The organism is Paenibacillus sp. SZ31, assembly GCF_012912005.1.
Lineage (GTDB): Bacteria > Bacillota > Bacilli > Paenibacillales > Paenibacillaceae > Paenibacillus.
On the sequence record NZ_JABBEA010000004.1, the window covers coordinates 401,255 to 426,248 of the forward strand.

The window sequence follows — 24,994 nt, forward strand, 5'->3', positions numbered from 1 at the left end:
CCACGCACTCCATACGGAGTGCGACGCGAATCTAAGACAGGACGATATTCCGCTTTACAGATTTCAATCCACGCACTCCATACGGAGTGCGACCTACCAAGCAGTGGCCAAGTGAGTGTAGATGAAGGGATTTCAATCCACGCACTCCATACGGAGTGCGACGAAGAATTAAAGGAATTAGAAACAGAGTATCATATTTCAATCCACGCACTCCATACGGAGTGCGACTCTCCTATTCTGATGCCTGTACGAGCCATTAGAGTATTTCAATCCACGCACTCCATACGGAGTGCGACGTTCTCAGCGCAATTATTTGAAATCACGCCGGAAATTTCAATCCACGCACTCCATACGGAGTGCGAAGCGAAAAAGGACGTAACAAGGTTATATTTCCAGACCATCACTACGTATTTCCGCGTTCTTTATCAAGTAACATGACCATTCATTATGATAAATCAGTATCCATTCAAGATTATCGTTGCCAAAAGGTCACGAAAAGGACGTTTTCGACAAAATCCGAGGTGCGAATCTCCCTGGGAAATCATGTGAGCTTGGGGTTCGCACCTGCCTCAAATTTCTTCATGGCCATCCACAATCTGAATCATTCCATAGGACAGTTCCACTAGCAGATCCACATATACAGCAATATCAAGTTTATCAAAATCTATGTTTTTAAACAATTTGCATAACATAAGTCCTTTATACCCTCCAAAAAGCATGAAACATACCTCACGAGAATCATTGATGATCCCTTGGCGGTATGGCAAGCTTGGACAAGTTTTCCAGACGATACTGTATCATTTCATCTTTTGTTGCTTTACAAACGACAGTAATCACTCCTGCTCAAAGATTATAGATCACGTAAAAGCTCAGCCATCCACTCGCTAGTCTCTTGCTCGCATTTGACATTCCCCAAAAACTCCAGCATGCCGTTAGAATGGATTTGCCCCTCGTAACACACCTCAGGCATTGCAAAAAGGTAACTGATCTGGTCAACACCTTGCTGTTCCAAAAGTTCCGCAACCGGATCAATGATGAACGAAAACCCTTCGTCCAGCGCAGGATTTAGGATCCGTATAACCTTACCAAGTTCCCCGTGCTGTTGACCGTACCAAATCATTACAGCATGATCATAGTCCATATACTTATGAACCAAATCAAAATCCTGTTCAAACGAACAAGATCCCTTTGCGTCCTGCACGAACTGGGCCATAATTTTGTCGTAATCTGCAACTGTTGAATACCATATCGCATAGCTTTCTGTGTTATCCATGTCATTCCTCCTGTATTACGATCTGCAATCACATTGACCTGTAGGTCACATCGATCTGTACACAACCAAAATTAGATTTCCTAGCAATATGTAAAATACGGGCAGCGTTCAGCCAATTGATAAAGGGAGAATGTTCCCCCTCAAACGATAGTGAACCCAGCATGCCACTCAATCCACCGATTCCCTTTTCCGACTGGAGTATCAATACATCTCATTCAAATACAATCCGGCAGACAGGTTTTCTAATGCAGCTGCGTTCATATGAACTATCCCTGTTTACAGATCTGCCATACTGATTTCAAAAAAATGTCTGTCGGTTCGAAAGCCTTTCGCTACTCTCCCATTCCAAAGATCTGTGCCCGAGCCAACGAAGTAACACCATGAAGCGTGGAGCCGAGAAATGTGGGAAAACGCATTTTTTTCTTACATTTAAGTCGAATAAGTAAAGGCAGGTTTTCCAGCGAAAAATAGGTAGTTGTCTATTCATGCAATAATCCAATTTTGATTTTGACCAAAGATTACAAAGCGTTGTACTACAAAACTAACTGCAAGCCATTTTTAGTTGTACCAACGCATTCTATACGGAGTGCGACTTAATCAATCAAGCATTTAAAAGCCCTCCGATCAGATTTCAATCCACGCACTCCATACAGAGTGCGACTCGCTAAGATTTTATCTGAGCCAGCCGCTTGTTTATTTCAATCCACGCACTCCATACAGAGTGCGACTCATGGGCCCGGTTATTATCAAGGACGATATCGGATTTCAATCCACGCACTCCATACAGAGTGCGACCGTTCTTGGCTGTAGTAAAAGCTCTATTCGATAAAATTTCAATCCACGCACTCCATACAGAGTGCGACTTACTTGCGGATTAGACCGCGAATGGTAGTTTCGTATTTCAATCCACGCACTCCATACAGAGTGCGACCTCGCCATCTTCTACTACAGGCTGTTTTCTTATGAATTTCAATCCACGCACTCCATACAGAGTGCGACTATCGCCAAGCGTTCCTATAGTTGCGCCGTTACCATTTCAATCCACGCACTCCATACAGAGTGCGACGTCCTAGAAAATCAATCAAGGGGTGACGGATATATTTCAATCCACGCACTCCATACAGAGTGCGACCAGTTGCACATTGCAATGGGTCCGAACATGACAGAAATTTCAATCCACGCACTCCATACAGAGTGCGACGAGCAGGAATTTACTCGGAAGTTGTTCTTGAGTCGTATTTCAATCCACGCACTCCATACAGAGTGCGACCACCACTGTATAGAGGTACAAAAGTTACGTTTACAGATTTCAATCCACGCACTCCATACAGAGTGCGACCCTCCGGGCCTAACACATTCCATCAACTCGGATACAATTTCAATCCACGCACTCCATACAGAGTGCGACGTCCATGATGTTGTAACGAAGACCAGCCAGGAAGATTTCAATCCACGCACTCCATACAGAGTGCGACGTATGCCTCCATATTAAGTTTTGAGTCTTCCATAGATTTCAATCCACGCACTCCATACAGAGTGCGACGAGGATACACCATGATGCGATACACGTTCGAATATATTTCAATCCACGCACTCCATACAGAGTGCGACCGTAACGGCTCCACTCAGCAGTGTTGTTCTTTCCAATTTCAATCCACGCACTCCATACAGAGTGCGACCCGAAACGCTGTTGCCCGAGAGCAAAGAACATATTATTTCAATCCACGCACTCCATACAGAGTGCGACCTTGGCTTGACCACCAGCATTGGCTGCGGAATAGATATTTCAATCCACGCACTCCATACAGAGTGCGACTTCTTCTGACCGAATTTACCGTACAGGGCATTCATATTTCAATCCACGCACTCCATACAGAGTGCGACCTAATAGCTATTCTTGGTGGCGGTATGCTTTGGTTATTTCAATCCACGCACTCCATACAGAGTGCGACTTGAAAGATATTCAGGCGCAAATGTACGTATTAGGTATTTCAATCCACGCACTCCATACAGAGTGCGACAGCGAAAAGTGACGTAATAACTATGCTTGAAGAATAACTATTAGCGTATTTTCGATATTTCTACTACTTTAAAACGGTTATCACAAATTTTCGACCATAAATCATTGCCAAAAGGTCACAAAAAAGACCTTTTCGACAAGTTTCGAGGTGCGAATTCCCCAGGGAAATCATGTGAGCTTGGCATTCGCACCTACTAAAGTATTAACGGATCGCCCATATCATAAGAATCTTTAGCACCCACATGTTGGACTTTACTTTTGTAATTATCGCCTAAGTTATAGAATCGAAGACTATCTGTATCCTTATCAATCAATTCTTCCAGTTCAAATCTCAATCGTCTAAATTGAGTAGCGTCCAGTATACATTCAAACACTGAGTTCTGCACTCGCTGACCGTGATCCACACACTTTTTCGCCACTTTGGATAGCCTTCTTCGGCCTTCACTATCTATTGTGCTTACATCATACGTAATCAAAATAAGCAATCATTACACCTACTTCCACAGAAACGGGGGATACTCATCCAGGTCCCCACGTATATATCTTGCCAGTAGTAACGCTTGAGTGTATGGTACAAGACCCCAAGGTATCTTCTCATTTAAATACGGGTGCATAATCTTATCCTGTTTACGATCTTGCCACGCTTTTAATACTTTCTTTCGTGTATCATCATCCATAATTACGGCAAGATTTTCTTTGATATAAAATCCTTTATCGTTAACTACCTTCTTGTTGATGAGCGAAAGCACAAAACGATCGGCATACACTCCTCGGAGTTCTTCCATCATATCAAGTGCGAGAGAAGCTCTGCCAGGACGGTCGCGATGCAAAAAACCAACATATGCATCAAGTCCAACTGATTCGAGTGCAGACTTCATATCATTAGCCAGTAAAGTGTAAGCAAAGGACAATAACGCGTTTACTTTATCCAAGGGCGGTCGCCGACTCCGTCCGTAAAAGTAAAATGACTCCTTCTGTTGTAGAATCAGATCATCAAACACCGAATTATATTGCACAGCAGCAGAGCCTTCCAAACCACGCAATATATCCAATTGTTCCACTTCACGTAAGAGTTTCATCGTCTCACCAAGTGAATTGGCTACCTTTTTCAACCGTTCTACGTCTACACGTAATGCATAATCTCGTGTTGCACGTTCCAAAATCCATTTGTTGTTATACAACTTTCCTGTAATCATATTACGAGCAACCCGCGCACTGCGCTCCTCATTGTCAGATATGCGGTACTGTTCTTTACGAAGGACTACATTTCCTCGATCCTCACCAATGACACGTGCTAGGAATCGTCCCGTCCGTGTCATAAACGTCAAACTAACATTTCGTGACGCACAAGCCCCCATCAATGCTGGACTTACTCCAGCATAGCCAAAGGTGCATACAGCCTCCAAATTATGAAGCGGATAGCGAGCAAGAATTTCTTCCTCCTGCTTCACCACAATATTTTCGCCATCTAATGCAAGGTATGTATCGGGTAATGTCACAAATAAGGTGTTCAGCAGCTTTTTCATTCATTCAACCTGCTTTCGATGTAACTTGAAACAGAACGCTTATTCAAGATATCCGGTACACATATATTGTTCAAGGAACAACTCAGGCAATGTGGTCCGGCCTTGGCTTTGGGCGTATGGTTGCGTTCAAAGTAGTGTCTCATCTCATTAATACTGGCCCTAACACGCACCCGATCTGCTTCAGTAATGACCACTTCCACCCGGTGCTTGATCTCATCATAATAAAAATAGGCCTTGTGGATATCACATACAAGCATCTCTTCAAGACACATGACTTGTGCTACCAATTGGGAGTGATCGGAATCATTTCGTTTGGGTTTCCCCCGTTTGTATTCAACAGGAAAAGGAAGGTATAACCCTTCCTCCCCAGCAAGTGGAACACCATCTGGATCACGAATGAACTCAACTACATCACAGATACCTGTGATTCCGAGTTCTCTCGATTGTACAGGTAGTGCACGAACTACCAGTTTATCTCCTCGCTTCTCCCGAAGCGCTGGTTGATCTGCCTTTCGATGCAAATGGTCTCCCTCTATGGTACGCACATTGTCTTCCCACTGTTGTTCAATATGAATTAATGCCCACTGCCTTCTACAAAAATTAAAATGCTGAATACCTGATAGCAGCAGATAATCCTCTTCGTTATAGTCCTTCATATTCTTGGACTGCCAAGCCTTCCAGTGGCACCACCGTATAGTTATAATCGTCGTAAGACTTTGCTTCTGCTACGTCTGGCTTCAATTCAATGTGCAGAGAACGATGTACTTTCGCAGATGAATATTGCCCCATCTTGGAACTATGCTCCCACCAATACAGTTGGTGCACCTCCATACTACCGTCAGGACGGGCAGAGGACGTATCATTTTCAAATAACGTTCTCAGTGATTCACGAATTTTCTCTGCGTCTTCATATGTAAAGCCGGTCTTCTCAGCCAGTTGCGTGTTGATACTGCCATAGAATACATATACTCCAAAATCTACTCGATGCTTCATACCCATCGTATCCGATCCTTTTTTGTCCGGATCTTTAGCCGTTGTAACAGAGTTTACGCTCTTCGTAATTTGCATGCTGGAAATATCAATCCGATCTAAGCTTACAGCGGTATGGATGGATACCGGACCTCGAATACCCACAGATACACTTTCCCCTCCACCAAAAGCAAACACCTGTCCAAAGCTACGAACATCAATCCATGACTGACAAGCAGCCTCAGCATATAGATCTTTATTTGCCTTCTTGCCTTTGGCATGTTCCTGCACATTCTCATTGGCATCGACACGATCTTTAATGGAACGGTGACTATCATTACGTTTTTCATCGGATTGTACGAGAATAGACTCTCCCATATCCTGCAGACGGTTACGAATTTTACGCTTGATGCATACATCCGAGATTTCCCCTAAACCATCATAGTTCTGACGAGGGCGGTTTCCATTCAGTGGATCACCATTTGGATTGGCATTACGAACAGACAGCACAACAGCAAAATCGATTTTGTGATCAAGTGTACTCATTTAGTTATCCCCTTGTTCGTTCAATTGGTTTTCATCGTCTTTATCAAGTACAGCTGCAGCTTCCTTATCTTTCTTGCTTGTATATAAATCATTACGCTGACTGTAAAAACCTAGTAAGTATAATCCCGTAAGTGGCTTGTCCGTAAAATCTTCCAACTGTAGTTTGTCTCCAACTTCATCTAGCAACGAATTATAATATCTGGCACCCGTCCCCATACGCGCTTGGTAAGGTTGGAGATTAGATTGAATAATGCTCCAAGTTCTGCCTGGTCGTTGCGCAAAGGCGTTCATATAGCGAATGGCATTTGTTGCCCGTTTTTCCTCCTTACCCAGAGCACTTCTCTCTAATACATCTGCAATGGCAAGCATTCTGCCAAATACGTAGCTACGATCCGTTGTTTCTGTATTCAGACTCACTCCATACCCCTCCTTCTTATTAACAAGTGCGCAAGTAATACTCAGTGTTTTCTCCCACTCCCAATTGTCCATGCCTACAGGGTTGGATGCACGTTGGATAGAACTGCGAACAATATCCAGCGGAATGGGACGTTGATCAATGATACATGGAAGCATCCGCTCCATGAGTCCTTTAACTACTTTGTCACTAGCTCGTGGGCCATAGGCTGCAAAAGCAATGTCTTTGGTCGCGGGCGCCCCAATAAACAAGACGGGTTTGTCGTTTTTATTTTTACGATAACGATGTATCCAGTAACAACTCTCATGCCAAGCTGTTATCCGGTCCAGATACTCGTTCTGATCTAAACCCCGATAATACATAATCGACATTCGCCCTGGTGTGGCCGCATCCAGTGTCATCAAAGTCACTTCATGCTTAGAGTTATACTCCCCATCGTATCGATAGCCACCAATCGCCTTCCTGATTTGCAAGGCAAAATCCTTATGTGTTGTATCTCCACCAGCAAGTGCTTCATGATCATCTTCATCTTCCCATAAACTAAAAGAATCTTCTTGAGGTTCTGGCATATCCAGACTTGTACTACCCCACACCAGAAAAACTTTGCCGTCTATAGTGGTTCCTTGTCGATCAATGAGCCACTTCAATGCGTTATGGCCCTTCTGTGAAGCTTCGTAGCTGACTACCGCTGCGTCACGACTGGTACGAAAACGCCCCCGATACGTAAATCCACTGGAGTCATTGGCGGAGATCAACTTGGACTTGTCCCCTGAGTGACGTATGCGAGAAGCATGTTTATCAGCAACTGGCAGATAATTACCTGTCACGAAACAGATATCCTTGTCCTGCAAACTCATCTCGTAGAACTGGATAAATGATTGTTGTACCGAAGCATCCCGCCATAGTCTGGATTCGGGCTCTCCTGGAATATTTACAGCAAATCGGACAAATGCACCACTCTGATCCGCAGCAATAACATTGAAAATTTTCGGTTTCTCGCCTTCCTGTTCACCAGATCCTGCCGTCCACTTCTCCAATAGCTTTCCTTGGTGATCTGCATGAAGTATCCCTCTATCGACCAGATCAGCGATGAGCGTGCCTTTGCTGACATAATTAAGTACGCTCTGTACTTTAGGATGACTAAATGGAGATTCGCACCAAGCCTTCAATTGAATCAAATAATCCTGATACGGTGTTCCCTTGGCTTCTCCGCAGAACTGAGTGTAATCTCCTGCAACATAGGCTAACTTGTCAAAAAGCGGATACGGTACAGGCGCACTCGTTCGACTTGCGGAAGCTTCGGTGCAAGGGATAATCGTGCTGCCATCATTCTTTTCTACTACTTTGGCATTTACGATATCTCCTTTTTCATTCAGATGCACTTCAATATGCGCTGTCTGGGTTGTGTGCGAGATTGGAATCAAGGCGTATTCCTTGCCGCTTTTCTTCATTTCAAATTGCCCTACGACATCGGCATGATCATCATACGTTTTGCTCAAATTGGCCAGCCAGCTCATTCACTCACCTCATTTCCGAACCATTCTGAGTGAAGATCATCTACAGATTGCATATTCCCTGCATCGAAAATTTTAGCTGTACCTTCTCCCGCTTTGCGTACCAATGTACATTCATCCGGACGGATAAACCGAATGACACCATGCTGCATTTTCGCTTTCCACAGACGAACTTCTCTCTCATTGCTTCCTGTTTCATCCGGGTAACTGATTCCATGTAGCATTGTGCCAAAATCAAGCTCACCTATACGATCATAGAAGCTCTCTCCTTTACCGAACTGGCAAGGTTCGACGTAGCCCTGACATTCACGAGTTCCCAGGAAAATGTCTCTTCGTCCTCCGACCTGGACAGCTCGTTTTGCGATATTGTGGTGTTTGTGTTCGTTCTGGTCATGTACCAGATCTTCACGATGAGGATTAAATTCAAAATGAGCCTTCACCTGATATCGAACATCTCTTAAATAGGTGTAATAGGCCAGTGTATTGCCCCCGCTGTATTCAATCGGACGCATGCCCTTCGATTCCGTTTGAATTGGATTCATGATACGGACTTCGTCTATAATCCAGATCAGCGTTGGCTTCCAGTAAATGGATTCAACGATCCCTTTGAGGGCTTGATATGTAGGAATCTGATAAGAAAATTTTTCTCCTCCAAGTTTCGTGAGCGGATCGGTAAATAGCGCATATTTACCAGATACCTCAAATTCGATTTGGTTTCTCAACGTTTCAGCTCCTTTCTATGGGCTATGGGAGGGAGAAACATGTGTCATGAAACTCCCCACTCTACGTTAGCGTGACCATTTCATATCATCATCGTTTCCCAAGCGCCCTCCCCTTTGGATTCCACACCAAAGTCTTCAGAGTATGCTGGTTCCCGTAGAGCAAGGACGTGACCATGTAACAATGGATACAAGTCCCCACTTTTTTCTAATGTCCTGAGTTCGTGATCATAGATGTTCACCGTATACTGTTGGGCTTTTCGCAACAGATCCCCCAATTCACTCGGCTCCAACTCACCATTCAGGTCAATAATCAGTTCCCTGCCTTCTTCTCCGTAAGGAACAAGTACAGCAGTGGCATTCGTCGATATTGCTTCAAAATATTTCTCTGCTGTAGCGATAGCATAATGATTAACAACCTCAGGTTTTGTAGCATGTTTCTTTTGGTATGCATCCACGTAATAGCGGTTCCGGTCCATCAGATCAAACAAGTTCTGTTCGAGCTTAGGAATGGGGTAATGCATTTTATCTTGAATATCGTGAAAGTAATATTTAAAATAACGAGCGATTGCTTCTGAAGATAATAAATCATTCCCTAGTGACTCCGGATCTTCCTTGAAATCATGAAGCACTCGCTCCGTTTTCTCAGCACCAATTTTAATCTCAGGTAGGTGAGTCAACACTTCATCCGAGGATCGGATAATATACACATTGCGAATCTCATCTTTGCCGTGCCGATTACATCGACCAGCCGCCTGGGCAATCGAATCCAAACCAGCCAAAGATCGAATCACACATTCGAAGCTGATATTCACGCCTGCCTCAATAAGCTGTGTGCTCACGCAAATGATTCGTTCTCCCTTTGCCAATCGTTGAACTACGCCATTCTCTCCAGAAAGGACCTCTTTGCGATGTGCAGCACACATATTGGTACTTAGATGAACAACCTGAACGCCGCTGTCTTGCAGCCATTCCACTTCATTCAACTGTTCAAACAGTTTACGAACCGCCATTTTCGTGTTCAAAATAACTAGCACGCTGTTTACTTCTCTCATTTGATCCTGTACAAAAGAAGATAATTCTTCTGCGTCCCAGCCTGAGGCTGTATCCTGTGTTAGATCATGTAACTCGACTCGTTTAAAACTTCGTCCAACGTCGTCTAAATTCTGTAAAATTTCAGGCTGCTCCGAGAAATGAAGCTTGTGCTTCACGAAATCAAGTGCGGGTTGCGTAGCTGTACAGAGCAGTAAACTGGAGCGTCCAATCACATGTAGGAAATTCAGTGCAGCGTTGAAGAGTGAGATACATCGAACAGGAACAGACTGCACTTCATCAAATACGATGACTGCATTGGAAAGCTGATGTAATCTTCGTACGTTTCGGGTTCCTTTCGCATAGAAAGTATTTAGAAACTGGACCATCGTCGTAAAAATAATTGGGCGATCCCAGTGATCACGGGCAAGTTTAAGATTCTGTTTGCGCGCATCATAAGTTTCCCCTTCGTCTCCCTCTTTCCGTTCATCATCCATGTCATCCACAACGTTAGAGTGATGCTCCAGAATCATGTCATCGTTCTTCAAAATACTGCGGATCTCAGCCGCATTTTGTTCAATGATGGTGGTGTACGGAACGATATATATAATCCGTTGCTTGTTATGTTCAATGGCATGTTTTAGGGCGTAACGCATACTGGCAAGTGTTTTCCCCCCTCCCGTTGGTATAGAAAGGGTGTACACGCCGGAAGGACGAAGTGCGAATTCTTCGCATTGGCTGGACATTTCCCGCCGTAATCGATTAATGGGTGTGTTTGCTTTACTTCCTTGCTCAAGGCCGGTTAAATGTTGAGATAACAATTCATAGCTTGTTTGAAAGAACGACTTGTAATCTAATTCTTCTGTGAATGGTTCATTTTCTTCAAATTGTCTTGTATTCGTTCGATCTGCATCGATCAGGCAACTAAAGATATATTTAATGAGTAGTGACCCGGAAATACGTGGAAGTTTATGCTTATTGATAATTTGTATGTATCGTTGAAGCTCTGTGGTGGCTAATTCGAATAACTTGTCCAAACGTTCAGGAGGATTATGCTTAAAAAACTCTTCTTTCGCTTGCTCGTATTGTTCTAATTCCTTGGAAACAACACGCTCCAGGTATGGTGAAGTTTTATCAGGCGAGATGTAATCTCTCAGACCCTGATGATGTGAGATAATACAGTTGGCAATCCACTCTGCAGTATACTTGTCCTGAGCCGTTGCACCACTGACATGGTAACGATGATGCAGCAGCTTGCCACCAGCAGTCGAGTGATCTACGGAACCTTTACGGGGAGGAGCATCGGGATGAGCTACTGCTTCCTGAATGTAATTTCGAAAAGCATCCGTATTCTTCCCCATATCATGTAAAAGGCCAGCAATCCCCGCCAAATATCTGACACCAATCTTCTCTCCAGCCTGCTCCGCTCCTTGTTGAACCCCCACCAAATGATCTTGAACGGTCTGAATTTCGCCATCCTTTTGTCGGATATGAGCAATATAGGCCATTAGTCCACTTCTTCCTTTCAGAAAAAAGATTCAAATCCGGTAACTAAACTCATTAATTAGGACAAAATACTTATATTAACATTTCGACTCCATACGACAAACTCCTTTTTATTTCCCGAAAAATCTTAGTTTCTATCTCGATTACGCAGTATTAAACTTCTAAATTTCATTGACTCAGATTCAGATACAGCGTATAATATTGATTAGATAAAGTTAATTGACTCGCACATTGGTTCGACCTAATTAACTTTCTAAAAGGGAAAATTCATGTTAACTCGTACATTGGTCCGACATAATATGAATTTCCCCTTTTTGTATTGTGCATAATGAAGTCCAACATTGGGTATACTATATATGTGGCCGCACATTGGTTCGACCACTTTAAGGGAGCGTGCATTGGTACGCTCCCTTAATTGTAATCACCTATACTCCCATACTGTTGGGGATAAAGGAGCTATCTTTTTTTGATATAGGTTTATTAATTCTTTATTATTTGCTTTACGAGGTGCATACCCATATTCAAATCGAAAAAAGATAGTTGTAAGAAATACAATGATGTCAGCTAACTGTACTAACTGGCAATGGTGTGAGTTCTGAAGGAAAGAGCTATAATATATACGATCACTGGTAGTCTCCTGTCGGATAACTTGAATTAAAAGCTCTCTCTCTTCATCGCGCCCATTGTCAGGAATAACAATTCCTGTTTCATTCCTTTGAATGAGTTCTTTCTCTATTAATTGAATTAAATTACTCATTCCAAGCTGGTGCATGTTAGTATGACCTGTATCACCTGTATTTTGTTTATATGTATTTTTATTAATTACAGAGGCAAGCACTTTACCCCCATGTTTATCAATAAGCTCTAACATTTCTTCAGCAAGCTTAAACCTATCAATGATCGGAATTTTAGAATACAAATCGTCCCCATCAAAGAAAGACTTACTGTGAATTTCATAGTTTTGAAAGAATGGTAACGTATTAACTTGTTTAATTGTCAACCCTTTTATCTCACCTTTGATTTGCAAAGCTGCTTTAAAGGAAAGTGCTTCAAAATCCCGTTCAAGCTCTATAACACTAGCGTTAGGAACTAAAATCCCACCATAACAAACTACAGGTTGTTTTTGCATATCTTTAAATCCATTATTTCCAGACTCATCTAAATAAAATCCATTTATCAAATATACCCCTCCTTAATTTCTTCCTTTAACTTTGTATTGACTATGGTATCTTTCACTTAATATTATGTATTACACTTTTAACAATGATTGATCGCGCACCCCCAAGAGGATGCGCTTTGTTTTAAAACTCTCTTATGCCAATTTAGCATTTTCAATCCACACACTTTATACCAAGTGTGACAATTACTTATACCAATGTAGCAGAAGATTTATATAAAATCAAATCTACCTCGCAAATAACTGACCATTTGCTTATTTCTCGATCACGGTTCGACTCAACCCTGTATCGAAGACTAAGTGCTCGTTTAACTCGTGATTCCGCCTCCGTTCGTCCATATAATTCTTTTTGAAGATTTCTTTGTCTGCTTGGAGCAGGGGAATTTGTACTTCGAGTATCGCCTTCTTCTCTTTCAAGGGTATTTCTCGCTTTGAATGTCTGACTAATGCTTGATGTAACCTGTTCTTCACAGTTTAGCAGCTTCTTTGAAATAGAAAGTCCTACCTACTTATTCATGCTTAGCATAAGAAAGGTAAGACTTTTTAGGGATTACATTTGCATTCCATACGGAGTACGATCAGACACACGTATCTGTTGTAACAACGTTACTGCAAAGATTTCATTTCATTCACTCAAGTAGAGTGCGACTTTGCAAAGTGTGTTATCTCTCCTTTGGTGGGCCATTTCAATCCACGCACTCCATACGGAGTGCGACCTCTCCATAAGCAAGGCGTTGATCAGTTGCAAAAGATTCCATTCCACGCACTCCATACGGAGTGCGACACAAGCGGACCTGCTCGGAGCGACAATTGATGAATTTCAATCCACGCACTCCATACGGAGTGCGACTTTAGTGTTTACTCAAAACAACATTCTACGAGGTAATTTCAATCCACGCACTCCATACGGAGTGCGACAAGAGAGAGGTGACACCATGGCAAGGCCGTTGAAAATTTCAATCCACGCACTCCATACGGAGTGCGACTACCTTAACGGAATGTTGCATGTGTACACCGACAAGATTTCAATCCACGCACTCCATACGGAGTGCGACGCAGTGATCTCAATTGCCATATTGCTAGTTTTATAATTTCAATCCACGCACTCCATACGGAGTGCGACGATGTCATGGTAGGCAGACCGCCGAAGAAAGAAAAATTTCAATCCACGCACTCCATACGGAGTGCGACATATTTAAACAAGTATTGAATTACCAGGTGAGCCGATTTCAATCCACGCACTCCATACGGAGTGCGACGGCAACCACTTCCGCTTTCCGCTCAACTCCAGCTTATTTCAATCCACGCACTCCATACGGAGTGCGACATCCTCTTTCCAACCGCCCTCTATAGGCTGGAGAAATTTCAATCCACGCACTCCATACGGAGTGCGACAGCGAAAAAACACGTATCTCAACAACCTGAGCCATTAACAACACGTTTTTCCACTATTATTCTATGACTTTCCATATCATTATTCAATCAAAATATGCCTACGTGTTGCCTTAAGGTAACAATTTTGCCCATTTCGACAAATTCTGAGGTGCGAATCCCCCAGGGTTTTCATGTGAGCATCACATTCGCACCTGTCCCATCCCTTTATGACAATGATCACATCCATCTTCCCTGTTCAAGTGCTACATTTGTTAACGACCAACTGACCATAATAGTAAAACGGTCACTTGAAAGTTTACTTAGCATTATCCTTTCAACCTACAAGGAGGTGTATACACGATGAAAACGATAGATCGAAGGCAACAGGTGATGGATTCTGCCGAGAAATCCTTTGCCCTGTTTGGCTACAAAGCCACAACGATGGAGCAGGTTGCGAGACTTGCCAATGTGGGCAAAGGAACGATCTATACTTTTTTCGAAAATAAAGAAGAACTGTTCAGCGAGATTCTGCGCTCGATCATTGCAGATATGAGACAGATTACAGAGCAGACGGTGAAGGAAGAAAACTCCTTTCTGGATAACGTGCATATGAGTATGGATTCTTTGCTGGAGTACCGGGAGGAACATGAGCTGTTGATCAAGCTCTTTCAGGAGGTCAACGAGTTCGGTACGCCGCAAGCCAAGGAAGGTCTGCAGAAAGTGGAGACAGCCATTCTCGAATATCTGGAGCGTCAGGTCAGCCGTGCCATGGAGTTGGAGCAGATTCGCAGGGATGATTCCAAGCTGGTTTCTTTTGTCCTGCTGAAGCTGTATGTCACCTTAACCTCAGATTGGAACAAAGCGCATCCTACGTTGCACAAAGATCAGATCAAGGATTTTGTGGGCCTCTTTCTCAAGAATGGCTTATCCACCACATAGAAGAAAGGCATGCCACTAGATTCAACACATAATAGAGATAGAACAAACGGATTAGCGTAAGGATAGGGAGAGAACATGATGAAATCATTCCACGTATTTGGGCAGGATCTGAAGTCCGCCTTCAAGAAACCAAAAGTATTTATTCCGATTCTCGTTGTACTGTTCATTCCGGTGCTGTATAGTGGCCTGTTCCTGAACGCATTCTGGGACCCCTATGGCAAAATGAATGAGTTACCTGTAGCCGTGGTCAACACGGATCAGGGCGCAGTCTACAATGACAAATCACTGGAGGTCGGTCAGAATCTCGTCGATGAATTGAAAAAAAGTGATGATTTCGACTGGCAATTCGTGACTCATGAACAAGCAGAACAAGGTATGGAAGACAACACGTATTATATGACAATTGTGATTCCGGAGGACTTTTCCACCAAAGCCACAACCTTGATGGATGAGCACCCTGAACCGGCAGACCTGATCTATGAGCCCAATGAAGGATACAACTTCCTCGCGGGTCAGATTGGCGGCACGGCGGTCAAACAAATCCGCTCCAAAGTCGCTGCCAAAGTCACCGAATCGTATACCGAAACGTTATTGGATCAGGTTGAAAAAATCTCTGTTGGTTTGGCGGATGCCGGGGATGGCGCAGGTCAGATTCATGATGGTGCGATCACGCTGGATGAGGGTGCTGCTACATTAAAAGAGAACCTGTCCAAACTGGCAGCAGGCACCGACAAGCTCGAAACGGGCGTAGTTCCGTTAAAAGAAGGTACGTCTACTCTCGCCCAAGGCATAGGTGATCTTCATACTGGCGCGAGTGTCCTGTCCAGTGGGCTGTCCCAATTGGCAGTAGCAGGCACGAAGCTGGGTGATGGAGCAACCCAGGCTGAAACAGGCGGCAAACAGCTACAGGCTGGCCTTCAATCTGCTCAGGAAGGCGCAGCCAAGCTGGATGCAGGACTGGCGGCTTCCGAGGAAGGCAGTGCAAAGCTGACTACTGGGCTCCAAAGTTCTGTTGAGGGCAGTGGCAAAGTTAGCGAGGGTGCTAAGGCCGTTGCACAAGGTCTTGCTCAATTGGCCGAAGCGAGTCCCGAGCTTGCCGCAAGTCCAGCTGTGCAGCAGCTCCTGGTAGCAAGTCAGGCAGTTGCCGCTGGCAGCGAACAAGTGTATCAGGGCGGGCAGCAATTGGTCGCAGGCAGTCAAAACCTGTATGCTGCACAGCAACAACTGCATCAAGGCAGCAGCCAGTTGGTACAGGGTGAACAACAACTGGTACAAGGAGCCACGCAATTATCCGCCGGACAAGAAAAGCTTGCGACTGGTCTACAAAAGTTCAATTCCAAATTATCCGAAGCAGCCGCTGGAGGAGCCAAACTTGCGGATGGTTCAGGTCAATTGAATGCTGGTGCAGGCAAGCTGATCGCAGGTCTAAGCCAGCTTACAGACGGAATTTCAACCCTTGCAGATGGCTCACATAAGCTGGATGACGGTGCTGGTCAGTTAAAAGAAGGTACGCTCAAGCTAACAAACGGCTCTGGCGAACTCGCCACCAAGCTGAATGAAGCGGCTGAGCAGACGGGTAGTGTGAAAAAGACCGATGAATTGGTAACCATGTATGCAGAGCCGGTTAAGGTCGATGAGCATAAATATAATGAGGTACCTAACTACGGTACAGGATTCTCGCCATACTTCCTGTCACTTGGGCTATTTGTCGGGGCCTTGATTGCTACATTGGTAGTGCCAACACGCGGCAGCACGGTTAGCGAAGCAAGTGGCTGGAATCGTTTTGTGAGTAAAACGCTGGCTTTCACACTTATGAGTGCCGTGCAGTCTTTGCTTGCTTCCTGGCTGGTCTTGTACGGCTTGGGTCTGAGGGTTCAGAGCGTTCCGTTGTTCCTCTTGTTCAGCTTTGTTACCAGTCTAAGCTTCATGTACATCATTCAGGCGCTGGTGACTTGGCTGGAGAATCCGGGACGATTCCTTGCGATTCTGATGCTGATCTTCCAGCTTACTACCAGCGCGGGCACCTTCCCGCTCGAACTGATTCCGAATTGGCTGAAAGTATTCAACCCATGGCTGCCTATGACCTATTCAGTAACGGGATATAAAGCAGTCATCTCAAGCGGACAGTTCGGTGTAGCTTGGGATCAGATCGGCATTCTATGCATTTTCGCTGTGATTGGTCTTGGAGGAACCTTAACGTATTTCCTGATACATCGCACCACAGAGAACGATAACGTAAGCAGTGAAGTCGCACTTCACCTGTAAATTCGTAATATAAAAAGCAAAGGCGTGTATCTAAGCCCCCCTCTTATGGACAACAGAGGTGTTGGCTAAGGTACGCCTTTGCTTTTTAAATTTGAGATACAATCTAAGTTTGCTAACTTTATATTCTTAGTATGTAGAGTAAGAATCAGCGCCAACAAAAATCATGGTAACAAATAGAAAGAGCACAATAAGGACTGTATAAATTGCTGTGCCTATGATTCCACATACCAAACCAGCAATGGCTAATCCTTTTCCTTGCTCCATACGACTTCTGATTTCTTTGAAAGCTAAAGATGCAAATATGATAGCGACGATTCCGATTAAGAATCCCAAGTAAGGAATGGTAAGGGACAGAATCCCCAAAACTAGTGATACAATCGACTTGCTATTGGTCTTGGCTGGTGCTACATAAGGTGGTGGTGGAAGTGTGTCGTTATAATAACGATCCACATCATTTTCACGATGTTCCAAGGTAAATCCTCCCTATTTATTATAGTATGTTCATTATAATCGATTAATAGGAATAGAGGACTCCATATTTTGTAAATAGTCCATTTATATTAAATATATTACTTTATCGACAGCCAAGGGCTAGATGCATTTGCAGAGAGGCATAACCTAAAAGAATCTTACCTATAATTCCCCCTCACTTCACCGATTCTAAATGACCAAACCAATATTTCAACGTGGAGTAGGATTTCAATCCACGCACTCCATACGGAGTGCGACTTGAGATATTACCGGACGCATCTATCGCAGAAACTATTTCAATCCACGCACTCCATACGGAGTGCGACTAAGGGGTACGGCGACGAAATTACATACGTACCACATTTCAATCCACGCACTCCATACGGAGTGCGACGTGCCAAAAACTGCTCGATATGACGGATGAAGAAAAATTTCAATCCACGCACTCCATACGGAGTGCGACTATAGTATATTTCCCATAGCCTATAGTATCTAAAATTTCAATCCACGCACTCCATACGGAGTGCGACATTTGATTTTCCGTATTCTTGTGAATCAAGAAACGATTTCAATCCACGCACTCCATACGGAGTGCGACTGGAGGTTTTAATTTGCAGAGGTATGGAGCTATAATTTCAATCCACGCACTCCATACGGAGTGCGACGAAATTCCGAAACCATCCGGAGATATCATCATGATTTCAATCCACGCACTCCATACGGAGTGCGACCTGTCCTATGTATTTCGATTCATCATTGAAAACTAATTTCAATCCACGCACTCCATACGGAGTGCGACGTCGTGTGTGGAATTGTACTGCACCACGAATGTGTATTTCAATCCACGCACTCCATACGGAGTGCGACTATGACCTTGAAGATATAACAGTCTGGGTTGATATTTCAATCCACGCACTCCATACGGAGTGCGACAGCGAAAAAAAACGTAATAGCAGCATATGTATATATACTTATTACGTGTTTTCGTTTATCGAGCTAATTATTATATTCATTTTAATATACAACATCCAGAATATTCAAGTATTTATTGCCAAAAGGGAACACAAATGGCCCTTTCGACAAATTCTGAGGTGCGAATCCCCCAGGGATTTCATGTGAGCTTGGCATTCGCACCTACCTACATCTACGTTCAGTATTCTATCTTTCCACTTCCACCCGCTGCAAAAATGTACGGGTACGTGCAAGCTTCGGATTGCCGAAGATTTGTTCTGGCGGTCCCGCCTCTGCGATTTCCCCGTTATCCATGAAGAATACGCGATCCGCAACGTCACGGGCGAAGCCCATCTCATGCGTGACAATCATCATCGTCATGTTTTCCTGTGCCAGCTGTTTGATTACGCGTAACACTTCCCCGGTCAGCTCCGGATCTAGTGCCGACGTAGGTTCATCGAACAGGAGAATGTCCGGCTGCATCATCAGTGCCCGAGCAATGGCAACACGCTGTTTCTGTCCTCCGGAAAGATTCGCCGGATAGGTATCGGCCTTGTCCGACAGCCCTACTTTGCTGAGTAGTTCCACACTACGATATCGAATGACATTTGAGCTTTCTTTTTTCAAAGTCTTCGGTGCGAGTTCCAGATTGTCCTGAACGGTAAGATGCGGGAACAAGTTGAAATGCTGGAACACCATACCCATACGATCCGTCATCTTGCGAATATCTGCGGCACCCGCGTAACGGCCATTATCGACCAACGTCTGATCCTGAATGCGAATCGATCCGCCCGAAATATCCTCCAGATGAATCAGGCTGCGCAGCATCGTACTTTTCCCCGAACCCGAAGGCCCGATCACCGCAATTACTTCTCCTGGTTCCACGTTGAAAGATACCTGCTTCAGCACATCAAGTGTACCGAATGATTTTCTCAACTGATTTACTTCTATTATATGTGTCATATGCAGACAGTCCTTTGATTGATCAGATTTAATTTATTCAAATGAAAACCGCTTCTCAAGTGCCTTGAACAGCACGGTGAGTACAAGTGTCATGAGCAGATACATAACCGCTGCCACGAAGAAAGGGATCAGCTGCAAGTCGCGATTCACTGCCGCTTGGGCGTAATACAACAGCTCAGGTACAGCCACGGCATAGAGCAGTGCCGTATCCTTGATGAGCGTAATGGACTCATTGGCCGTTGCGGGCAATACTACACGAACCATCTGAGGAATAATGACTTTAGTCATCGTTTGCCACTTTGTTAACCCAAGTACCTTCGCTGCCTCATGTTGCCCTTTATCAATGGAAAGCAGTCCGCCCCTGAAGATTTCAGCGAAGTACGCCGCATAGTTTAGGATGAACGCAATCCCCGCTGCAACAAAACGATCAAACACCAAATATTCTCCAATCACCGGAAGCAACGGTAAACCGAAGCAGAAAAATAGAATTTGCAGCAGCAGCGGTGTTCCTCGCATCACATATACATACGTATGGGCAATCCACGCCAGCAGTTTAATCTGGCTTCTCATCGCAAGCGTGACCGCAAATCCAAGCGGTACAGAGAGCACAATGGCGAGTAAGAACATGAAAATGGTGGTCTGCGCACCCTCTAGCATAGGTTTTAAAATGGTCGATAGATAATCCCAACTCATTGTTTTGTCTCCTCTAATCTGTTAACCCCGCATTCCTCTGGGGCATGAATCGCTCCAGCATGGAATACGGGGTCCGTTTTGTTTCTAACTATATATCAGGTGTATAACCTGTCTATTTCAAAACCTTATCTTCACCCAACCATTGGGTGGAGATTTTAGCTGCTGTTCCATCTGCATTCAGCTCATCTAGCGCTTTTTGCAGCTGATTCAGAAGCTCTTCATTGCCTTTTTTGATACCAATGCCATATTGTTCCGGTGCAAGAGATTCATCCAGCAATTTGAATGTTCCCTCTTCTTTGGACATGTAATATCTCGCCACCACTTCATCAATGATGACTGCGTCCAGACGTTTCGTTTTCAAGTCCGTCAGTGCAAGCACGTTATCCTTGAATTCGGAAGCTTTCACTTTATCCTTCAGGGGACTTGCTGCCAGTGCATCTGCCGCGGAGGACAGCGCCTGCAATCCCACATTTTTGCCATCGAGTTCATCCAGCTTCGTAATAGGTGAGTCTGCCAAGGTAATAGCTACTTGACTATTTTCCAAATACGGCTTCGTGAAGAGCACTTTCTCTTTGCGCTCATCCGTAATGGTGTACCCGTTCCAGATCATGTCGATCCGGCCACTGTTCAGTTCTGACTCTTTGGAAGACCAGTCGATCGGCTGGAATGTGACTTCTTTACCCATTTTCTCCGCTGCAGCTCTTGCGTAATCAATATCAAAACCAACAATTTCATTCTGCTCGTCCCGGAAGCCCATTGGAGCAAACTTATCGTCAATTCCTACAACAATCGTGTTATCGTCTTTGCTTGCGGAACTGGAACAACCAGCCACAATCAATACACATATACTAATGAATAATAGTAGAATCGTTTTTTTTCTCATCTCTCGAACCCCTCCATGTCTATAACCAAAACCCTAACGCTTTAGTTCGTTACCACGTTATCAGAGACTTATAATAACATAGCATGGGAGAAGAGTCGAGTATCTTGCCTATTTCCTTCTATTTCGTGCAGCTTAATTGTCAACAATCTGTGAAAAAGCCTCTTTCACTTGTGCCGATTCCACCAGCTTCTCGCGTATTTAAAAATTCCCAATTAAGTTCCTGTAGCTCCTTCAAATCCCTACCCAATCATTGATTAGCAACATTCCTCTCTTGCTTTTCGTCTGGAAGATATTAGGGAGGTGGATAAAATAAAATTCTTCAATAATATGAAAATATTTACTTAACTGGTACTCCTTACAACTTCGCTGATATTATCCGGCTGTAATCCTACTCCAAGTAATAGTACAAAGGAAATCAAAATGGGATCAAAACAGATTCAGCAACCGGAGCCCAACTTACCTCAGAAACTGCCTACGCCAACTATTCAGAGCGAAAGCGGCATCTCTATTCCTGCTATACAGGGCAGTTATTGCTGGGGAGGCACCTGCGCTGATTACGCTAGCCTAAATTTTGAAGACAACAGTCCAGTCCAAGTTCTTGTCGGTGAGGATTTATTCATAGACATGGGTATAGATATCCCCCCTGATGAGATAAGTATTTCTGAATATGTGGACAACCGCAATCAATCCATTACTTCTACGGATGGGACCTTCCAACTTCCCAAGGAACCAGGGATACATTATTACGGAGCATTTGTCCGCTGGACTTCACCTCAAGATTCACAGATCAGTCTAGGAGATACTTCTTTTACGTTTGTGGTTCGTGTCGTTGAGTAAAAATAGAACCAAACAAGGGCCCCTCCAATACTGGAGAGGGCCCCGTTTACTCTTTATATTTCTTATTCGTTTATCTTAATTTTCATATCGTTTATATTTCGTTGTTGTACATCCTGCCTCCATCTATTGCTGCACTTTCTCGCGATCTTTCCCTTTATCGGATTCACCCGCGTTTTTGTTGGCAGCATCGCGATCCTGCTGCATCTCTTCAACGGTTTTCACCTTGAGACGCGCGGCGCCCTCATATTCCTTTGTTGGAATCAGGTCGCCAGCAGCAAGTCTTGCTTCTGCGGCAGCAATCGCATCCCCGTACTGCGGCAACCACTGGGCCTGTGCAACTAGCATCTCGTCGACCATCTGCCAGATTTCTTTCGGATTACATACGGCACCCACGAGCGGGTCCATCATGAACGCCTGACGAAGTAATTTATCGTCTCCGTTCACTGCTGCTTCAACCGCGAGCCGTTGCACGGAAATACTCACATTACACACGGCAGCCGGACCGAGTGGCAGATCGCCTACATGTGGCATGGAGATGCCGTTGCGATCCACATACCCCGGTGCTTCAATAATCGCATCATCCGGCAGGTTGGAGATTACCCCATTATTAACGGTATTGAAATGTCCACGATAGACACGTCCCGTCTCCAGCCCTTCAATAATATACGAACCGTGCTCCTCGCCCCGTTTTTCCGGAATAAATTGCATCGGTTCATCCTTCATCCAGTTTGGAAAATCAGTCTCAAACCAGTTGCGCCCCTCGGTACACACACGCAAATATCCACCCGTCTCTCCGTTGATCCAGTTGCCGAGGTCAATCCAGTCGTTGATCTCTTCTGGACGTTTGCGGTACCACGGCACATATTCACTCAGATGACCATTCGATTCCGTGCTGTAGTATCCGAAGCGGCGCAGCATATCGATCCGCACTTTCTCAGTGCGGCTGTACTCGGGATGTTTCTCGAAGGCTTCGAGCAGATCACCTGTAAGGTCTTTGCCCTCATGAGAAGCCTGAATGTACCAGGTCTGATGGTTGATGCCGGCACAGATAATATCCACTTCACTCTTTTTCAATCCAAAAGCTTCCGCAATCTGATGATGACCATGCTGTACACCATGACACAGTCCGATCGTCCGCACACCGCCGTACTTGTTGCAAGCCCATGTGAGCATCGCCATCGGATTGGAATAGTTCAAGAGCAGCACGTCGGGTGCGCTCTGTTCACGAATATCTTTACAGATATCCAGCATCTCGGCGATTCCCCGTTGTCCATACATAATGCCGCCTGCACACAGCGTATCGCCGACACATTGATCTACCCCATACTTCAGTGGAATATCCACATCGGTTGCAAATGCTTCCAGTCCCCCAACACGAATCGTACACAGTACATACTTCGCATCTTTCAACGCTTCTTTACGATCTGTTGTCGGCTGAATCTGAATATTCAATCCATTCTCACGGATATCCCGCTGACACAGCTCAGTCACCATGTCCAGATTGTGCTGGCTAATATCGCAGAACGCAATTTCAATGTTGTTAAACTCCGGTACCGTGAGCAAATCCCGCAGCAATCCCCGTGTAAATCCGATACTTCCTGCCCCAATAAACGCCACTTTAAACGACATGCCTATGTCCTCCCCTAATCCGAATCTTTCGCTTCGGTTAATGACTCTCTTCATGAAATCATTGTACCAACGGAAAAAGGGGAAGCGTTATCAAAATCATGACCTGTTCAAGATCTTGTTGTCAAAAATCCTAACTTTTACGCACTAGCTCCAGTAATCCAGTTGTATTCGAAATAACTGCAATCGGCTCATTCATCGGACGGGTACTGACTGACATGTCGTTCCATAGAAGAGCGAAATTCAACCGGCGTACGACCTGTATATTTTTTAAACAACATATGAAAATACTGACGACTGCCTACTCCGACATAGTCGGAGATCTCCGAAATCGGGATATTCGTCTGCTGAAGCAGCATCTTGGCCTTCTCCATGCGAACCATAGTCAGATAGTCGGTCGGTGTCCGCTTCGTGTGCTGACGAAAAATGCGATGTAAATAGCCCGGATGCAGATTGACGGCTGCCGCGATATCCTTCATCTGAATGTTACGATCCATATTGTGATGCATGAATTCAATGGTTCGTTTGACATACAGCTCCGCCTGATCTGATGCACTTCGGCTCATTTCTCCGCGCAGACGTGCAACACGGACCAGCAACTGGATGAACAATGTACGCACCAGCATGCCCTGTTCCGGGGACGTTAGATTCCGGGCTTCGCGGTGCTGCAACCTTTCCTCTGGCGGAATGATCTTCATTGGCATGTTCGATCTTCCTTGCTCCAGCAGACCCCGCTGATCGAGTTCCAGCACCAGACTTTTCATAATGTGATACACTTCTTCCGGGTCAGGCAGTACCAGATATGGCGATGCATTAGTGAGTAGAGTATGGACTTCCTCCTCTTCCAACGCGAGCTGACGGATCGATAGCTGTCCAGAAGGTGAGCCTGAGAATCCAAACTCCACATTGAGCATCCGGCAAGGGACACCATCTTCCACCAGCAAACGGTGCGGGACACCTGCATCTAGCATAATGAACTGCCCTTTTTTCAAAATCGCCTGCTCCGAACTCCCATCCGACATCTGCACATCCACCCGGCACATTCCAGAAATAATATACATGATCTCCGTGGAATCATGTTGGTGATAGGACATACGGTAGTTGTCCCATTGCTTGTAATAGTACGCGTAGAAACGCGGCCCGCAATCCTCTTTTCGCAATGTCTCTTGATACAGGCTTCCTGTCCAGCGATTCGTGATGCTCATATCCATGCCTCCATTCCTACAACGATCGATCCTCACTTTTCTCCATTGTAGCAATTCTATAGGTTGAATATAAACTGGATGTAAAAGAAT

General features: G+C 44.6%; 19 protein-coding genes and 4 CRISPR repeat arrays (1 of these 23 only partly in view). Of the genes, 3 read left to right on the forward strand and 16 right to left on the reverse strand.

Features of this window, described 5'->3' with window-relative positions:
* Positions 1 to 363: a CRISPR direct-repeat array (repeat unit 33 nt; unit sequence ATTTCAATCCACGCACTCCATACGGAGTGCGAC) (it extends 76 nt beyond the left edge of the window).
* Positions 364 to 569: 206 nt separating this feature from the next.
* From HF638_RS28810 to HF638_RS11725, 10 genes are all read right to left on the reverse strand, one after another.
* Positions 570 to 692: a hypothetical protein gene (locus HF638_RS28810; protein WP_282435656.1), complete on the reverse strand. Its 123-nt coding sequence runs from the start codon at positions 690 to 692 to the stop codon at positions 570 to 572.
* Between the two features lie 158 nt (positions 693 to 850).
* The gene (locus HF638_RS11685; RefSeq protein WP_169480342.1) at positions 851 to 1,273 is read right to left on the reverse strand and encodes a hypothetical protein; all 423 of its coding nucleotides are present in this window, start codon (positions 1,271 to 1,273) and stop codon (positions 851 to 853) included.
* A gap of 628 nt (positions 1,274 to 1,901) precedes the next feature.
* A CRISPR array of direct repeats spans positions 1,902 to 3,294; the repeat unit is 33 nt; unit sequence ATTTCAATCCACGCACTCCATACAGAGTGCGAC.
* Positions 3,295 to 3,487: 193 nt separating this feature from the next.
* Complete coding sequence (gene cas2, locus HF638_RS11690; protein ID WP_090955121.1) at positions 3,488 to 3,778, reverse strand: CRISPR-associated endonuclease Cas2; 291 nt, start codon at positions 3,776 to 3,778, stop codon at positions 3,488 to 3,490.
* Between the two features lie 9 nt (positions 3,779 to 3,787).
* On the reverse strand, positions 3,788 to 4,819 hold the full coding sequence (gene cas1c, locus HF638_RS11695; RefSeq protein ID WP_169480343.1) for a type I-C CRISPR-associated endonuclease Cas1c: 1,032 nt from the start codon (positions 4,817 to 4,819) through the stop codon (positions 3,788 to 3,790).
* A complete protein-coding gene (gene cas4 / locus HF638_RS11700; RefSeq protein ID WP_169480344.1) occupies positions 4,816 to 5,475 on the reverse strand; it encodes a CRISPR-associated protein Cas4 in 660 nt (219 codons plus the stop codon). Before cas4 ends, cas1c begins: the two co-directional genes overlap by 4 nt.
* A complete protein-coding gene (cas7c, locus tag HF638_RS11705; protein ID WP_169480345.1) occupies positions 5,462 to 6,334 on the reverse strand; it encodes a type I-C CRISPR-associated protein Cas7/Csd2 in 873 nt (290 codons plus the stop codon). The genes cas4 and cas7c overlap by 14 nt, the downstream gene beginning before the upstream one ends.
* A complete protein-coding gene (gene cas8c / locus HF638_RS11710) occupies positions 6,335 to 8,266 on the reverse strand; it encodes a type I-C CRISPR-associated protein Cas8c/Csd1 (RefSeq protein WP_169480346.1) in 1,932 nt (643 codons plus the stop codon).
* On the reverse strand, positions 8,263 to 8,985 hold the full coding sequence (gene cas5c / locus HF638_RS11715; RefSeq protein WP_169480347.1) for a type I-C CRISPR-associated protein Cas5c: 723 nt from the start codon (positions 8,983 to 8,985) through the stop codon (positions 8,263 to 8,265). Before cas5c ends, cas8c begins: the two co-directional genes overlap by 4 nt.
* Positions 8,986 to 9,065: 80 nt before the next feature.
* Positions 9,066 to 11,522 (reverse strand): CRISPR-associated helicase Cas3', encoded by a 2,457-nt coding sequence (gene cas3, locus HF638_RS11720; protein WP_169480348.1) that lies wholly within the window; start codon positions 11,520 to 11,522, stop codon positions 9,066 to 9,068.
* Between the two features lie 419 nt (positions 11,523 to 11,941).
* The gene (locus tag HF638_RS11725) at positions 11,942 to 12,700 is read right to left on the reverse strand and encodes a DUF3800 domain-containing protein (protein ID WP_169480349.1); all 759 of its coding nucleotides are present in this window, start codon (positions 12,698 to 12,700) and stop codon (positions 11,942 to 11,944) included.
* A gap of 680 nt (positions 12,701 to 13,380) precedes the next feature.
* Positions 13,381 to 14,092: a CRISPR direct-repeat array (repeat unit 33 nt; unit sequence ATTTCAATCCACGCACTCCATACGGAGTGCGAC).
* Between the two features lie 339 nt (positions 14,093 to 14,431).
* Here HF638_RS11725 and HF638_RS11730 point away from each other — a divergent pair.
* Together HF638_RS11730 and HF638_RS11735 are read left to right on the forward strand one after the other, a co-directional pair.
* On the forward strand, positions 14,432 to 15,010 hold the full coding sequence (locus HF638_RS11730) for a TetR/AcrR family transcriptional regulator (protein WP_169480350.1): 579 nt from the start codon (positions 14,432 to 14,434) through the stop codon (positions 15,008 to 15,010).
* Between the two features lie 78 nt (positions 15,011 to 15,088).
* On the forward strand, positions 15,089 to 17,275 hold the full coding sequence (locus HF638_RS11735; protein ID WP_169480432.1) for a YhgE/Pip family protein: 2,187 nt from the start codon (positions 15,089 to 15,091) through the stop codon (positions 17,273 to 17,275).
* Positions 17,276 to 17,401: 126 nt separating this feature from the next.
* On the opposite strand, the gene HF638_RS11740 is transcribed toward HF638_RS11735, so the two are convergent.
* From HF638_RS11740 to HF638_RS11755, 4 genes are all read right to left on the reverse strand, one after another.
* Positions 17,402 to 17,746, reverse strand: coding sequence for a DUF4190 domain-containing protein (locus HF638_RS11740; RefSeq protein WP_169480351.1), 345 nt, complete (start codon positions 17,744 to 17,746; stop codon positions 17,402 to 17,404).
* A 225-nt stretch (positions 17,747 to 17,971) separates the two neighbouring features.
* Positions 17,972 to 18,679: direct repeats of the CRISPR family, unit length 33 nt; unit sequence ATTTCAATCCACGCACTCCATACGGAGTGCGAC.
* A 225-nt stretch (positions 18,680 to 18,904) separates the two neighbouring features.
* Positions 18,905 to 19,660, reverse strand: a complete 756-nt coding sequence (locus tag HF638_RS11745) for an amino acid ABC transporter ATP-binding protein (protein WP_169480352.1) — start codon at positions 19,658 to 19,660, stop codon at positions 18,905 to 18,907.
* Between the two features lie 33 nt (positions 19,661 to 19,693).
* Positions 19,694 to 20,353, reverse strand: coding sequence for an amino acid ABC transporter permease (locus HF638_RS11750; RefSeq protein WP_169480353.1), 660 nt, complete (start codon positions 20,351 to 20,353; stop codon positions 19,694 to 19,696).
* Positions 20,354 to 20,465: 112 nt separating this feature from the next.
* Complete coding sequence (locus tag HF638_RS11755) at positions 20,466 to 21,236, reverse strand: amino acid ABC transporter substrate-binding protein (protein WP_169480354.1); 771 nt, start codon at positions 21,234 to 21,236, stop codon at positions 20,466 to 20,468.
* A gap of 420 nt (positions 21,237 to 21,656) precedes the next feature.
* Between HF638_RS11755 and HF638_RS11760 the strand changes: the two genes are divergently transcribed.
* A complete protein-coding gene (locus HF638_RS11760) occupies positions 21,657 to 22,073 on the forward strand; it encodes a hypothetical protein (RefSeq protein WP_169480355.1) in 417 nt (138 codons plus the stop codon).
* 123 nt (positions 22,074 to 22,196) lie between these two features.
* On the opposite strand, the gene melA is transcribed toward HF638_RS11760, so the two are convergent.
* Positions 22,197 to 23,702, reverse strand: coding sequence for an alpha-glucosidase/alpha-galactosidase (gene melA, locus HF638_RS11765; RefSeq protein ID WP_169480356.1), 1,506 nt, complete (start codon positions 23,700 to 23,702; stop codon positions 22,197 to 22,199).
* A gap of 188 nt (positions 23,703 to 23,890) precedes the next feature.
* Positions 23,891 to 24,904, reverse strand: a complete 1,014-nt coding sequence (locus HF638_RS11770; RefSeq protein WP_169480357.1) for an AraC family transcriptional regulator — start codon at positions 24,902 to 24,904, stop codon at positions 23,891 to 23,893.
* Positions 24,905 to 24,994: the final 90 nt, after the last annotated feature.